The sequence below is a fragment of the Cerasibacillus sp. JNUCC 74 genome (assembly GCF_053667775.1).
Window position 1 is genome coordinate 4,194,264 of record NZ_CM132207.1, and the last position, 15,277, is coordinate 4,209,540.

Sequence of the window (15,277 nt, forward strand, 5' to 3'; positions counted from 1 at the left end):
CCTCCTTACTTAGAAAACTGCTTCATGACATTCAATAATTCTTCAATGGTTTCCTTACCTTCACCTTGTTTGATAGCATCACTAACACAATGTTTAATATGTCGTTCCGTGATAGAAAATCCTACATTTTTTAATGCCGATTGAATGGCACTTATTTGTACTAAAATATCTACACAATAACGATCATCTTCCACCATTTTCTGTATTCCACGAACTTGACCCTCAATTCGTTTTAAACGATTAATTATTTTTTGCATTTCATCTTTTGTTCTTGGTTTACTCGGATGATCATGTAAGAATTTTTCCTCCAAATGAATCACTTCCTTATCTTTATATATTTACGATACCCCCGTATAGTATTATTGTCAATGGATAAACTTTATATTTTGTTATATTTCCCCTATTATTTAACAATCACATTAAAACGCACTTTCTATTAATATTTTGAGATTCTCTTTCTTCATTATTACCTTTGATTAATTTTTGCTGAAATCTGCACAAAAAATGGACATATTTTTTATATGTTATTTAGTGGAGAAAACTATTAAAGTCAAAGCGAGTGAATTGATATGTTCGAACTTTTTAATGAAATAGGCATTATGCTAAATGGGCCACTTCAACAAATTGCATATGGATATGAACACATACCGCTGTTATTTGCATTTTTTCTTGGGTTAATTGGCGCTGTTGCTCCTTGTCAGCTAACAGGCAATATCAGTGCAATGACTATTTATGGGAACAGATCATTAGTCGAAAAAGTTCCTTGGTTACACATATTTCTATTTGTTTTAGGTAAAATAGTTGTTTTTTCAATAATTGGTTTAGTAATCTGGTTACTTGGAAAGGAAATACACAGTACTTTAACACAAATGTTCCCAATTCTAAGAAAAGCAATTGGGCCATTACTTATACTGGTTGGTTTATTTATGATAGGTTTATTTAGCTGGAGAAAAACAGGAAAAATGTTTAAAATACCCACTAAATTTAAAGATAGTTATCTAGGAAGCTTTTTAATGGGTGCGAGTTTTACGTTAGCATTTTGCCCTACTATGTTTGTATTATTTATACTAACCTTAATGCCAGTTGTATTAGAAACATCATATGGATTTGTATTACCTTCCGTATTTGGAATTGGAACCTCACTTCCACTTTTATTAATTATTTTTCTTATTTGGTATTTTGGGGCAAGTGGCATTATATTAAAGAGAAGCAGAAAAATAGGGTCACTTGTACAAAAACTTGCAGGAGTTATCATTCTTGTTATAGGTATTCTGGATACTTTAACTTACTGGTAAAAGAGGTCAATTATGTTTAATAAATTATCCTTAAAAATTGGACTATTATTCTTTGTTTTCATGTTAATTATCGAGGTTTTTGTTTATTTTATTCTATATACAAATATAGCAAATGAACGTATTGATGAAGTGATGGATAGTTTATTAGCTCGTGCCAATACACATAGTGCTGTATTGGAAAATAATTTTGATTCATCAACGTTGGAGCATGTTGCTATCATGGAGTCAGAATCGGAATTTGCTGTTATTATTACCGATGCCAATGGTAACATCATCATTAATTCCGATCCTGTTGAAAAGGAAATGTTTGAAGTAATTGATCATACGGATTACAAGGATATACCTAGTGTAGGAAAAGTAGTAGAACAACGTTGGTCGGAAAAACAATATATAGCGGTTGATAGCCCCATTACTATTGATGAGGAACATCAAGGGCATGTCTTTATGTTTGCTAATACCAATATTGTAAAAAATATGGTTAATCATTTGAGTGATCAATTTGTCATAGTTGGACTAATCACCATTGTTCTAACCATCTTTACCGTTTTTATTCTTTCTCGTTTTATTACGTTACCATTAATGAAAATGAAAGAAGCCACAGAACAACTAAGCAAGGGGAATAATAAGGTGCAATTACATATGGAACGAAAAGATGAACTAGGTGAATTAGCCGGTTCTATCATGAGGTTATCTAGTGATCTAGAACGATTAAAAAATGACAGAAATGAATTTTTGGCAAGTATCTCTCACGAACTTAGAACGCCATTAACCTACATAAAAGGGTATGCGGATATCATCAGTAAACAAGACATAACGGACGAAGAAAGAAAAGAATATCTCGATATCATACGGGAAGAAACGGAGCATTTGACAGTTCTGGTTAAGAATTTATTTGACCTAGCTAAAATGGATGAAAATAAGTTTGTAATTAATCGAAAAAGTGTTAGTTTAAGACAACTAATCCAAACGATTGAAGACCGAATTGCTCCAGTAATGGAAGAAAAAAATATTACACTTTTTACTTCATGCCAAGGAAATATCATAGATAATATTGATCCCGATAGAATCCAACAGGTTTTATTAAATATACTGGATAATGCGAGAAAACATACACCCGATGGAAAGTCTATATCATTAGAGGTAACCCAGAATGATAGAGAAATTACTATAACTATTTCAGATGAAGGGGAAGGAATTCCAAAAGAGGAATTACCTTATCTATTTGAACGGTTATACCGTGTAGAAAAATCGCGTTCCAGAGAAAGTGGTGGAACGGGATTAGGATTAGCTATTGCAAAAGAAATTATAGAATCTCATGGAGGTACGATTGAAATCGAAAGTGAACTTGGTAAGGGTACAAGGGTTATTGTTCATTTAACAAGAGGTGAATATTATGGTTAAAGCTCTATTAGTAGATGATGAAAAACGAATGTTAGATTTATTAGCATTATATTTGAGACCACATAGTTTTATATGTAAAAAAGCTATTAGTGCTAAAGAAGCATTATCTTTTTTAAAAGAAGAAACTTTTGACATAGTACTTATAGATATTATGATGCCTGAAATGAACGGCTGGGAATTATGCCAAGAGATTAGAAAAGATTCGGACATCCCTATCATTATGGTATCTGCTCGTGAACAGAAAGAGGATATTATAAAAGGGTTAAAATTAGGTGCAGATGATTATGTGACGAAACCCTTTGACGAAGATGAGCTATTAGCAAGAATAGAAGCGGTATTACGTAGAATGAAACCTGCGAGGAAGATTGAAGTAAATGGTCTCTTATGGAATGAGGATGAGTTTGAGTTATCATATAAAAATAATACATTAAAGTTAACGCCAAAGGAATTTACCATGCTAGGTTATTTTATGAGAAAACCAAACCAAGTGTATACTAGAGAACAATTAATTGAATTAATTTGGGGATACGATTCGCACACAGAAGGAAGAACAGTTGATTCGCATGTACGGAACATGCGAGATAAAATTCGTCAATCTGGATTTCCCATAGATGATTATTTAATAACTGTTTGGGGTATTGGATATAAATGGGTAAACAAGCCTTCATTATAGGTATAAAAAGGTCTTTAATACAATTATAAAAGAAGACCTTTTGTTTTGACACAAATCTTTTACATAAAATCATAGCCTAATTAATACTGTACAGGGGTATAGTATGATATAGTATGGATAGAAGGATGAATAATACAGAAAATAATAGGAAATTCATCTAAATATCCATACCAAAGGAGGAGTAATAATGAATAACAAAGGAAATGAAGAGAATCAACACAACCACAATAAGCATAAAGAACATGACCATCATAATCATAATCAACATGAGGAACAAAAACATCACAGTCATCAACATCATAATCATGAACATGAAGATATGCATGGTCATCACAAACATGGACATGAAGAACACAAAAATCACGACCACAGTCATGGACATAGTGGGCATCATGGTGGACACGGCGGACATCACGAACATATGGTAGAAGATTTTAAGAAACGTTTTTGGATATCCCTAGTTTTATCAATTCCTATTTTATACTTATCTCCAATGATTCAAATGCTGATTGGATATGAAGTAAATTTCACAGGTGATACCCTCTTACTTTTCTTGCTTTCCACGATTGTCTTTTTCTATGGTGGAAAACCATTTTTACTTGGTGCATGGGATGAGTTAAAAGAGAAATCGCCTGCAATGATGATGTTAATTTCTTTAGCTATCATCGCCGCTTATGTATATAGCACACTGACAGCATTCTTTATCGAAGGCAGCGACTTCTTCTTTGAACTAGCTACTCTTATTGTAATTATGTTGTTAGGACATTGGATAGAAATGAAATCCCTGATGGGTGCTTCAAAGGCACTGGAAGAGCTAATCAAGTTAATGCCAAAAGAAGCCCATAAACTGGACAAATCCGGAAATATTGTTGAGGTAACAGTCGAAGATTTACAACCGGGTGACCTGATTTTAGTTAAATCGGGTGAAAAGATTCCAATTGATGGTGAAATTTACGAAGGAGAATCTACCGTCGATGAGTCTATGCTTACAGGAGAATCTGTCCCTGTTGAAAAAGGACCCGGAATGGAAGCGATAGGTGGTTCCGTCAATGGTGATGGTGTATTAAAAGTTAAGGTAAGTAAAACAGGAAATGACACCTACCTATCCCAAGTTATTAAATTGGTAAGCGATGCAGAAAAATCGAAATCAAAGGCCCAAGGCTTTGCGGATATTGCTGCTAAATGGTTATTCTATGTTGCTCTTGTAGTAGGGATTATAACCTTTGCAGTTTGGTGGACTAACGGGGATTTAGATTTTGCTTTGGAACGAATGGTTACCGTTTTAATTATTGCTTGTCCACATGCACTTGGTTTGGCAACACCACTAGTAACATCTAGATCTACTTCCATTGCAGCTAAAAACGGCTTGTTAATTCGAAATAGAGTAGCATTTGAAAGTGCATTTAAATTGGATCGCGTGGTGTTTGACAAAACAGGAACACTTACGGAAGGTAATTTTGGTGTTACAGATATCCATCCAAGTGAGGGAATTAGTGAAGAAGAATTATTGAAATTAGCTTATTCTGTTGAAACACAATCAGACCATCCAATTGCTAAAGGAATTGTGAAAGAAGGAAATGATCGTAATTTAAAACCCCTTGATGTAAAGGATTATCAGAATTTAACTGGGAAAGGGTTAGTAGCTAAAATCGGTGATGCAGAAATTGCTGTTATTAGTCCCGGTGCTATGAAAGCAAATAAAATTTCTTTTGATGAAAAAATTTATGACCAACTGGCTTTACAAGGGAAAACAGTCGTATTTGTTCTTAAAGATAATGTCTTACAAGGAATGATAGCCCTAGCTGATATCATCCGTGAATCTTCTTATAAAGTTATTAAAGAATTAAATGACCGTGGCATAGAGACGGTTATGATGACTGGTGACAACACACGTGTAGCAAATTATGTAGGAGAAAAATTAGGTATTTCCAAAGTCATCGCTGAAGTACTTCCCCATGAGAAATCAAATAATGTGAAGTATTTAAAACAAAATGGAAAAAAAGTGGCGATGATTGGAGATGGAATTAATGATGCCCCCGCCTTAGCGGAAGCTGATTTGGGAATTGCTATTGGTGCAGGTACAGACGTTGCGATTGAAACAGCTGATGTCATACTAGTTAACAGTAATCCAGTAGACATTTTAAATATCATTAAATTGTCTAAGGCAAGTCGCAGGAAAATGGTTCAAAATTTAGGATGGGCTGCTGGGTATAACATTGTTGCTATTCCTTTAGCTGCAGGTGTATTGTACAATGTTGGGTTTGTCATAACCCCTGCCGTCGGAGCCGCAGTTATGTCACTCAGTACCATTATTTGTGCAATAAACGCTCAATTATTAAAAATCGATTAATAGAAACAAATAGTTTATGTTTGGCTAAGCATGTATGGTATTGCTTAGCCTTTTATTTTTCTGTAGGTAAATTTCTGTTCATAAATAGTACAAAGAATCTGCTTAATTTCTGCAAACTTGTAACGTAATCTAACAGAGAGTGTCTTTAGATAATACCACCGTTATACTATATTTCTATAAGGAGTGATACATACTTATGAGTTTGGAGGAAACAAAAAAGAAGAAGAAAAATAAAAGGAAAAACAGATTAATTTTTAGAACTTCTATATTAATTGTAATGGTTGGAGCTATTATATTTGCATTAGTGTCCAATATACAAGCGGATAAAACCATTTATCAAGTCGGAGATGAAGCACCTGACTTTGAATTAAAGCAAATTAATAAAAATAATGAATTAGAAACTATACGACTAAGTGATTTTAAAGGGCAAGGTATTATGCTGAACTTTTGGGGTACTTGGTGTAAACCGTGTGAAGAAGAAATGCCTTACATGCAAGAGCTTTATCCCGTATATAAAGAAAAAGGAATTGAAATCATTGCAGTTAGTTTGGATAATACAGAATTGGTTGTAGATCGATTTATTGATAAATATGATCTAACCTTTCCAATTCCCCATGATAAAACAGGAGAAGTCAGGGATTTATACAAAATAGGACCAATTCCAAGTTCCATATTCATTAATCCGGATGGGGAAATTCAAAGGATTGTAAATGGGGCCTTATCATTAGAAAGTTTGGAGAGTTACTTTAAAGAAATATTACCAAAACAATAGACTACGATTTTCTAATAAAGGGGGATAAAATTTTTGAATGAAATAAATATATTTCTAGCTTTTGGTGCTGGTTTCCTTTCTTTTATTTCACCGTGTGTATTACCACTATATCCGGCATTTTTATCTTATATTACCGGAATGAGCGTAAGTGAGATAAATGAAGAAAATAAAAAAATGAATAAAAAAGCTCTTTTACATACCGTTCTATTTTTACTAGGGTTCTCAAGCATTTTTATTATGATTGGTTTTACCACCTCTTATATATCGGAATTCCTATTAACCTACCAAGATGCCATTAGACAAATTGGTGCTATTTTAATTATTTTCTTTGGACTAGTAATTGTTGGAGTATTTAATTTTAAATTTCTAATGAAGGACAAAAAAATAACATTCAAAAATCGCCCCGGAGGTTATGTTGGTTCTTTTATAATAGGAATGGCATTCTCTCTTGGATGGACTCCTTGTACCGGTCCAATATTAGCTATTGTGTTATCATTAGCTGCAACCAACCCCGATGTTGGTATGATTATGATGATTAGCTATGTTTTAGGCTTCTCTATTCCGTTTCTTTTATTGGCATTCTTTATTGGTAAATTAAAGTGGATTAGAAAACATAGCCTTAAATTAGTTAAAATAGGCGGATACGTTATGATCTTTATGGGTGTAGCACTGTTCTTTGACTGGATGACTAAATTAACTTCATTTTTGGCTGGTTGGTTTGGTTTTTATGGATTTTAAATATACTTTCCATAATTTCTCTATTACATTTGCACAAATAATGCACATTTGAGTATTATAATACGTTTTATAGATTTTGTTATAATGTAGAAAATCGTTTAACATAGTAATTGATAATAGCATTTAACTAATTAGATGAAAGAGGAGTCGAATAATATGAAAAAAGGATTATTGGCAGTAATTGGATTATTACTTATTTTAATAGTTGCTGCTTGTAGCGAAAGTGAAAGTACATCAAACGAAAACGAACCACAAGATATCAAGAAAGTGGTCCAAGAATACAGCATCGGGGATACTGATGATGTGTCTGCTTCTATTACTTCTGACGAGCTTATTGTAACTGATAGTGATAATAAAGAGACTACCTACAATCTTCCCGAAGACGAGTTCTTTGTTTCCATCGCACCATTTGTTGAGACAACACACCCTTGTACTAATCATAGCTTAACTGGTTGCCAAGGAGAATTAGTAGAAAAGGAATTTGATGTTTATATTGAAGACGAAGAAGGCAATGTTGTTGTTGATGAAACCATGACTTCATTAAAAAATGGATTTATTGATTTTTGGTTACCACGTGACAAAACATATAACGTGAAGATTCAATATGATGGAAAAACAGCTGAATCTGAGATTTCTACATTTGAAGGGGACAATACTTGCATAACAACAATGCAGTTAATTTAGTCTGGTTCCTCACAAATCCTTTTAACACAAAATATAATCATTTAAAGCAAATAGGAAAATGGATATAAACTTTTATAATAATATTTCTAACAGAACCGAGTCTTATCAAAGATAAGCCACTCGGTTCTGTTTTCTTAATTTACTATTTAATGTCTAATTAAATATTGAATATTAAAATCAAGTGGATCAATATAACTTAATATCAGAAATAATATTGCAATGGTAAAAATCAATAAGAATGGATGTTTAAAAAAGGAAAAGGTTTCTTGGTTAGCTTGTTTACGAATTGATTCTTCTGCTGTATATAAAACAAGTAATAAAATCATTGTTATCATCAAAGCCATTATATTGATGATTGCATTTGGCCTTGTCATAGCTACCATGTCTCCTAGCATTGCTCCCATCATTCCCCCATTAGTCCAGATAGTATTCCGTCAATGACAGCAGGTAGACCAATAGGTATTCCTGCAAGAAACCCAACAACCACTCCAATTAATATAGAGTAAACTGTTGATTGAAACAAATCACCATGAAAAGCCACTCCTAGAATGGTTCCTATTAAAATCCCCACCGACATCCCTAATGACATAGAAATCAACATCCCGTTCATTTTTGTTAGCCATTTTCGGTGATTCGTCACATATATTATGGTTGTTACAACTTGGGTGGTACACAACAAAAGTATAAAAAGTAAAGAAATTGACATTATTACAACTCCAATCATAGTATGTATGTCCACTTTTATTGTATTCACTGTTGGATTGCAATATGATATACCCCTATAGGGTAGAAGGATTAACCTTATGAAACAGTATATAGAAGGTTTGATTTAGTTAGCCAAGCCTAGTTCCTAATTAGCAGAACAAACACCATGATCAGTTTTAGGTCATTTTTAGATCGGGTAAATATTTCAGATGAAATATTATACTTTAAGTTAGATTAGCTTCCTATTATCCTGTTAAATTTAAAATCACAACTTCTAAATGTTCTCCATAAAATCTCGATAATTTTTAGGTATGATTTATTTAAGAAAGGAGATGTAATAAATGAAAAAATTATTAATAGGTATTTTAACCGGAGCCGTACTATTAGGAAGTGCTTCATTTGTTGCGGCCGAATCAAATGGAAGTGGAATCTTAAACTTTGAGGAGATGAAACCACATATTGAAGAAATGCATCCTAATTTATCACCAGAACAGCAGGAAGAAATGTTCAACAACTGTCATGGCGAAAATGGTATGATGCAAAACAATACTGAATTCCGTGATACGATGCATGATTTATAGTTTAAAGAGGTGTTCCCGTATGGTTGGGATGATGAGTATGAAGGTTCATGGGTTACTGGGATGGATACTTAACCTTGCATCCATCGGTATTGTTGTGTATTATGCCACCAAATTAGCATTGAAAAATAATCATAAAAATTAATAGTAACTTACAATCCCTTTTAAGTGGTAAATGTCCCCTTAGTTGGACGACAACTAATTGACCATTTAGATAATAATAAAGAAGCCGCCACCCTTTGATCTGCTAAATCAAAATAAGGGTGACGGTTCGCTATGCAAAGTAAATACATTTTTGTTTATCCAGAAATAATTCATTCAGAACAACATTATCATGCTAACTAAAAATGCCAGCAGCATTCTCGGTATTTTTAAGATGATTGATTTCTAGGATTAAAATTTGCCCCATTTGTTAAATTAGGAATGAAAATAAAGCGTTGAATGTACCATTCTCAAACATGATATAAATCCCTAGCCCTATAAATACAATAGGGACAATCCAACGTTCATATTTCTCAATTTTTTCTGATACAAAATCCAAAGAAGCTAAGCGATAGCTGACATAACATAGAACCCCAACCATAATGAAAAAGACAATACTAGCAATAAGGATTTCAACCGCATTTAATGCTGTGAAATATGGTATATAAATAGAGAAGTCATCTGCACTGGAGGACAGCACAATAAATATAACCGTTAAATATAATTGATTAAAACGATTAGATGAAAATAAAGTTAAAATATTGCCTCCATCTTCATCCTCCTCACCCTTAATCCAAATCTTAATCCCCAGATAAAGCGGTATAAGCCCAAGAAGACCTAAAACCCATTGCTGAGGAATTAACCATGTAATACCTAGAGCGACTAAAAGACTTGCTGCTATAATAATTGCTGTACCTATGTATTGTCCTATCCATATATGTTTTGCTTGACCTTTTTTTATTTGCGAAAACAAGAGGGTCAATATAATAAGATAATCAATTCCTGTTGCTACATAAACTGCAGCTGATGTAAGTGCCGTTGTAATCATTTTTTCATCTCCAAGTTTTGGGGTAGGGCTTTTCAATGAGAAGAAAAGCCCTTAGATTATATGTTAATATTTATTTCTCTTTTACTCGCATAAGTCGTAAACCATTTAACGCAACTAAAAGAGTTGCTCCCATATCAGAAAGGATGGCAATCCAAAGTGTTAACCAACCGGGGATAACCAATAACAAAGCAATGAATTTGATAGCGAGTGCAAAGGTAATGTTTTGCTTAATTATGGTAAGAGCTTTTCGACTTAATTTAATGGAGAATGGAAGTTTTCTTAAATCGTCTCCCATTAAAGCAACGTCTGCCGTTTCTAGTGCTGTGTCTGTACCAGCCCCACCCATCGCAATTCCAACGGTAGAAGCAGCTAATGCAGGAGCATCATTGACACCATCTCCAACCATTGCTACGTTTCCGTATTTAGATCTCAATTTTTTGATAAATTCTAATTTGTCTTGTGGCAATAGTTCTGCCTGAATATCCGTTACCCCAACATGACCTCCAATAGCATCTGCCGTTCCTTTGTTGTCTCCCGTAAGCATAATGGTTTTTTTAATTCCAAGTTGATGTAACTTTTGAATAACTTCTTTACTTGATTCACGTACTTCATCAGCTACTGCAATGACAGCAAGTATTTCTTTTTCAGTTCCAACCACCATTGCAGTTTTACCTTGATTTTGAAGGGCTGTAACTAGTTGATCTTGTTCGTTATTAAAATCAACTGATAGATTCTCAAATAATTTTGGATTTCCAATGTAGTAAGTCGTACCGTTGATAGTCCCCTTAATTCCTTTTCCTGTGATAGAAGAGAAATCATCCACGATTACATGAGTGTAGGAAATGTTCTCCTCATCTGCTTTTTTCATAATAGCTGAAGCTAGAGGATGCCCGGAACGATATTCTAATGCAGTAATGATAGACAACATATCTTCTGCATTTACCTGATTGTTCAACATTTTAAAATCTGTTACAACTGGAACTCCTTTTGTAAGTGTACCCGTTTTATCAAAAGCTATTGCTTTTAAAGCACCCATTTCTTCTAGATAAATTCCGCCTTTGATAAGCACACCTTTTTTAGCTGCATTTCCAATTGCTGAAACAATAGAAATAGGAGTTGAAATAACTAATGCACAGGGACAACCAACGACCAATACTGCTAGCCCTTGATAAACCCAAGTTCCCCAGCTGCCACCAAATAATAATGGTGGTACTACAGCTACCAGCCCTGCGATAATCATAATAATAGGCGTATAATATTTTGCAAATTTATCTACAAACGCTTGAGAAGGCGCGCGTTCCCCTTGAGCTTCTTCAACAAGGTGAATGATTTTGGAAATTGTTGTATCTTCAACAAGCTTTGTTACTTTAACCTCAAGTATTCCCTCTTCGTTTAATGTACCTGCAAAAACTTCATCATCCACTGTTTTCTCAACTGGGACTGACTCGCCTGTAATAGTTGCTTGATTAACAGCCGAGTAGCCATTTACTACTACACCATCCATAGCAAGCTTTTGACCGGGTTTCACAATCATAATATCGCCAACAGCAATATCATCAACATGAATCATCATTTCTTGCCCATTTCTTCTAACAAGCGCCTCTTTCGGAGCAATATCCATTAAAGATCGAATTGATTGTCTTGCTCGGTCCATAGAGAAACGTTCTAAAGCTTCACTAATTGCAAAGAGAATAACAACAATTGCACCTTCTGCCCATTCTCCAATAATAGCTGCTCCAATAATAGCCACTGTCATAAGAGTTTTCATGTCAAATTCAAAATGTAGTAAGTTTTGAAACCCGACTTTAAAGAGTGAATATCCCCCAATAACGATGGCTGCTGCAAACAATAGGGAGGTAATAATATTTTCTTCCCCATTAACAAACTGAGAGATATAACCAAAAACGATTAATAAAGAAGCGTATAGTAATGTGCTGTGTTTTTTATAAAATGGCTCTTTCCCTTCTTTAACCTCTTGTTTCTCTTCCCTTAATGGTTTATCTGGAGCGACTTTAAGGTTTTCAAAAGCACCAGCTTTTTCTAATTCCTCGATAGTTGTATTCCCATATACCTCAATTTTAGATGCACCAAAATTTACTTTTGCATCATGAACCCCTGATAATTTTTTTACATTCTTTTCGAATTTACCCGCACAATTGGCACACGAAAAGCCTTGTACTCGGTAGGAAGTCATGTCAACTTCAGACCGTTCAGCTTGTTCAAACATTTACCTCCACCTCTTTCTTATGTGTTAATGCAATCATCATAATTTGTTTGATATGTTCGTCGTTTAATGAGTAAAAGGAAAGCTTTCCTTCTTTTCTATAGTTGACAATCCTTTGCTTATAAAGTGTTCGTAAATGATGAGAAGCATTAGCAACTGTAACGCCTAAGATATTAGCTATATCACAAACACATAGTTCATCTTCCTGACACAAAGCATAGGTGATTTTTGCTCTATTTTCGTCGGCAATTGCTTTTAACATTTGAGAAACACCTGAAATATCTACTGTTTGTAGATCACCCTGTATTCGATTAACCTTTTCCTCGTCATAACAAAAAATTTCACAAGTATCTTTCTTATTCAATTCATCACCTCATTCAAGTATTTGCTTGATTATATAATAACTTTTTCCAGCGCAACATTCAAGCATATACTTGAATGAAATAAAAAAGAAATGGGTATTTCCAATTCTAAAAAGTACTTCTTCAATTTCCCATTTAAGTCAAACAATCACATAAGGTCCCATTTCTCTTATCTAGTATTTCATTGTAATATCAGTATGAAGGAGGATTAGATATGGATATATCAAGAGTTGCAATTTATGCTCGTGTAAGCACAGAAGAACAGGCAAAAGAAGGTTTTAGTATAGCCGCGCAACTTCAAACACTTCGGCAATATGCTCAAATTTATAACTGGGAGGTGATTGATGAATATGTCGATGAAGGAATTAGTGGTAAATCCGTAAAAGGACGGCCTGAAATGAAAAGACTAATTAAAGATGTAGAGAATGAGAGATTTGATGCTGTAATAGTTTGGAAAATTTCCCGACTTTCAAGAAATATGCTAGAAACACTCATGATTCTAGATAAGTTTGAAAAATACAACGTGAAATTTATATCCTACTCAGAAAACTTTGATACCAGTAGTCCTATAGGTCGTTTAGTACTTCAAATTATGGCCTCAATCGCTGAAATGGAGCGAAATACATTAGCGGAAAACGTTAAGCTTGGGATGAAACAGAGAGCTTTGGAAGGGAGATGGAACGGCGGGGTTGTATTTGGATATGACACTGTTAAGAAGGAGCTAGTTATCAATGAAAAGGAAGCTGAAGTAGTACAGTTAATCTATCATATGTATGCAAATGGCAAAGGGCTAAGAGCGATTTCTAACCACTTAAATAAAGCTGGATATAAAACCAAGCGTAATCGTTATTTCTCCATCAATGGAGTAGCACAAATCCTAGACAATGTAATATATAACGGTAAAATCAGTTGGCTAAAATTTGAAAATTGGGATTCCAAACGAAGAAAAGGGAAAAATCCAAATCCTATTCTTGTAGAAGGAAAACATGAACCTATTATTTCGGACGAACTATGGAGCGTTGTACGAGCAAGGAGAAAAAGTAAATCATTTAAGCAGCGTCAATCAAACGAACCATTTTTACTTAGTGGCCTTTTACGCTGTCCTGATTGTGGTCAAGGAATGGTTCCGTCAATTACAACACATACACGAAAAGATGGGACGAAACGAAAACATCGTTATTACGTCTGTAGCGATTTTCATAACAAAGGATCTGCTGCTTGTAAAGCTAATTCCATTAAGGCATATAAAGCAGAAGAAACGGTTATCAAGAAAATTGAACAACTTAGTTCTAATAAGAAGAGGTTATATAAGATTCTCACAGACATTAGTTCTAATTCCGCTCATTCGATAAGCCAACTTAATAAAGAACTAGTAGAGATTGAAAAGCGGTTAAAGGAAATTGAACAATTACAGGCAAGGTATATGGAAGCCTTTGAGAAAAACACTCTTCCTGTGGATATACTGCAAGAAAGTTTACAAAAGGTTTCCAATGAAAAAAGAGAATTAGAATCAGAGAAAAATGAGATTGCAATCCAATTAAGTTCTATAGATTCAAAGGTAATTCAACCAGATTTGATTGAAAAATTACTAGAAAAGTTCCTATCGGTTTATAAGAAGTCATCTAGAGAAAACCAAAAGCAATTACTACAGTTATTAATTGATAATATTACAATCAAACAAAAAGATAGATCCAGAACAATTAAAAACATAGAACTTGAATTTGATTTTACTGAAATGAATATATCCAAAACCTTTATACTTATCCATTTGTTATATCGTGAAACGGATAATGAAAACACATTTTCAATACCCGCTTCCGACAAAGAATTACCACCTTACCTACAACAATTTTTGCCTCTATTTGTGGTACGGTTCCCCCCGATTAATCCGAAATGCCCTATACACCTGCTCCAACAGAATGAACCGCATCACCTGATGTGGAAAGGTCATTTTCGAAAAGGATAAAGCTAAATCACTACGACTTTGTACATCTGCACTAATTCCAAGTGACCCGCCAATGACAAAAGCAATTTTGCTTTTTCCATAGGTTGCGAGTTCATCCAATTTGCTGGCAAATTGTTCTGAAGTGAGCATTTTACCGTTAATTTCTAACGTAATGACATATGTATCTGGTTGAATATGACTTAAAATGCGTTCGCCTTCTTTTTGCTTAACATCTAACATTTGCGCTTCACTTAGGTTTTCTGGTGCTTTTTCATCCGCCACTTCAATGATCTTTACTTTTGCGTATGTGCTTAAGCGTTTTAAATATTCTTGTATGCCTTGCTTCAAGTACTTCTCTTTTAATTTTCCTACTGATACAATCGTGATTTTCATTATGTATGACGTCCTTCACAGATCTCGTTTTTCCTTAGTTTACCACAATGCAATTGTATCTTTAATCCAATCTAATAAATTTAAGCCCTGTATAAAATGATTCTTTCTGCTAAAGAAGAGAGAATAC

Annotated in this window: 17 protein-coding genes; 10 read left to right on the plus strand and 7 right to left on the minus strand. The window is 34.0% G+C overall.

Annotated elements, in window-relative coordinates; all coding sequences use genetic code 11:
- Positions 1-5: 5 nt before the first annotated feature.
- Positions 6-257 carry a metal-sensing transcriptional repressor gene (locus tag JNUCC74_RS18470; protein ID WP_046128617.1) on the minus strand — a complete coding sequence of 84 codons (252 nt, stop codon included), beginning with the start codon at positions 255-257 and terminating at the stop codon, positions 6-8.
- A 312-nt stretch (positions 258-569) separates the two neighbouring features.
- Between JNUCC74_RS18470 and JNUCC74_RS18475 the strand changes: the two genes are divergently transcribed.
- From JNUCC74_RS18475 to JNUCC74_RS18505, 7 genes are all read left to right on the plus strand, one after another.
- Positions 570-1,295: a cytochrome c biogenesis CcdA family protein gene (locus JNUCC74_RS18475; RefSeq protein WP_454066425.1), complete on the plus strand. Its 726-nt coding sequence runs from the start codon at positions 570-572 to the stop codon at positions 1,293-1,295.
- 12 nt (positions 1,296-1,307) lie between these two features.
- Entirely contained in the window at positions 1,308-2,696 is a 1,389-nt protein-coding gene (locus JNUCC74_RS18480; RefSeq protein WP_454066426.1) for a sensor histidine kinase, read from the plus strand.
- Positions 2,689-3,369, plus strand: coding sequence for a response regulator transcription factor (locus JNUCC74_RS18485; protein WP_454066427.1), 681 nt, complete (start codon positions 2,689-2,691; stop codon positions 3,367-3,369). Before JNUCC74_RS18480 ends, JNUCC74_RS18485 begins: the two co-directional genes overlap by 8 nt.
- A 187-nt stretch (positions 3,370-3,556) precedes the next feature.
- Positions 3,557-5,719, plus strand: a complete 2,163-nt coding sequence (locus JNUCC74_RS18490) for a copper-translocating P-type ATPase (protein ID WP_454066428.1) — start codon at positions 3,557-3,559, stop codon at positions 5,717-5,719.
- 196 nt (positions 5,720-5,915) lie between these two features.
- The gene (gene resA, locus JNUCC74_RS18495; protein WP_040047918.1) at positions 5,916-6,491 is read left to right on the plus strand and encodes a thiol-disulfide oxidoreductase ResA; all 576 of its coding nucleotides are present in this window, start codon (positions 5,916-5,918) and stop codon (positions 6,489-6,491) included.
- A gap of 33 nt (positions 6,492-6,524) precedes the next feature.
- On the plus strand, positions 6,525-7,229 hold the full coding sequence (locus JNUCC74_RS18500) for a cytochrome c biogenesis CcdA family protein (protein WP_040037827.1): 705 nt from the start codon (positions 6,525-6,527) through the stop codon (positions 7,227-7,229).
- A gap of 156 nt (positions 7,230-7,385) precedes the next feature.
- Entirely contained in the window at positions 7,386-7,913 is a 528-nt protein-coding gene (locus JNUCC74_RS18505) for a CueP family metal-binding protein (RefSeq protein ID WP_040037828.1), read from the plus strand.
- Between the two features lie 146 nt (positions 7,914-8,059).
- On the opposite strand, the gene JNUCC74_RS18510 is transcribed toward JNUCC74_RS18505, so the two are convergent.
- Positions 8,060-8,317 (minus strand): hypothetical protein, encoded by a 258-nt coding sequence (locus JNUCC74_RS18510; protein WP_052725892.1) that lies wholly within the window; start codon positions 8,315-8,317, stop codon positions 8,060-8,062.
- On the minus strand, positions 8,317-8,502 hold the full coding sequence (locus JNUCC74_RS18515; protein WP_146937149.1) for a hypothetical protein: 186 nt from the start codon (positions 8,500-8,502) through the stop codon (positions 8,317-8,319). The genes JNUCC74_RS18510 and JNUCC74_RS18515 overlap by 1 nt, the downstream gene beginning before the upstream one ends.
- 457 nt (positions 8,503-8,959) lie before the next feature.
- Here JNUCC74_RS18515 and JNUCC74_RS18520 point away from each other — a divergent pair, with 457 nt between their 5' ends.
- Positions 8,960-9,199 (plus strand): hypothetical protein, encoded by a 240-nt coding sequence (locus tag JNUCC74_RS18520; protein ID WP_040036846.1) that lies wholly within the window; start codon positions 8,960-8,962, stop codon positions 9,197-9,199.
- 19 nt (positions 9,200-9,218) lie between these two features.
- Positions 9,219-9,341, plus strand: a complete 123-nt coding sequence (locus JNUCC74_RS18525) for a hypothetical protein (RefSeq protein WP_276516078.1) — start codon at positions 9,219-9,221, stop codon at positions 9,339-9,341.
- A 267-nt stretch (positions 9,342-9,608) separates the two neighbouring features.
- On the opposite strand, the gene JNUCC74_RS18530 is transcribed toward JNUCC74_RS18525, so the two are convergent.
- The 3 genes from JNUCC74_RS18530 to JNUCC74_RS18540 form a co-directional block, all read right to left on the minus strand.
- Entirely contained in the window at positions 9,609-10,226 is a 618-nt protein-coding gene (locus JNUCC74_RS18530; RefSeq protein ID WP_216883985.1) for a CadD family cadmium resistance transporter, read from the minus strand.
- 70 nt (positions 10,227-10,296) lie between these two features.
- Positions 10,297-12,453: a heavy metal translocating P-type ATPase gene (locus JNUCC74_RS18535; protein ID WP_216883984.1), complete on the minus strand. Its 2,157-nt coding sequence runs from the start codon at positions 12,451-12,453 to the stop codon at positions 10,297-10,299.
- Positions 12,446-12,814, minus strand: a complete 369-nt coding sequence (locus JNUCC74_RS18540; protein WP_040047916.1) for an ArsR/SmtB family transcription factor — start codon at positions 12,812-12,814, stop codon at positions 12,446-12,448. Before JNUCC74_RS18540 ends, JNUCC74_RS18535 begins: the two co-directional genes overlap by 8 nt.
- Positions 12,815-13,026: 212 nt before the next feature.
- Here JNUCC74_RS18540 and JNUCC74_RS18545 point away from each other — a divergent pair, with 212 nt between their 5' ends.
- Entirely contained in the window at positions 13,027-14,778 is a 1,752-nt protein-coding gene (locus JNUCC74_RS18545; RefSeq protein WP_454066429.1) for a recombinase family protein, read from the plus strand.
- Here JNUCC74_RS18545 and rlmH read toward each other — a convergent pair.
- Positions 14,671-15,150 (minus strand): 23S rRNA (pseudouridine(1915)-N(3))-methyltransferase RlmH, encoded by a 480-nt coding sequence (rlmH, locus tag JNUCC74_RS18550; protein ID WP_454066430.1) that lies wholly within the window; start codon positions 15,148-15,150, stop codon positions 14,671-14,673. The two genes, JNUCC74_RS18545 and rlmH, sit on opposite strands and share 108 nt — an antisense overlap.
- Positions 15,151-15,277: the final 127 nt, after the last annotated feature.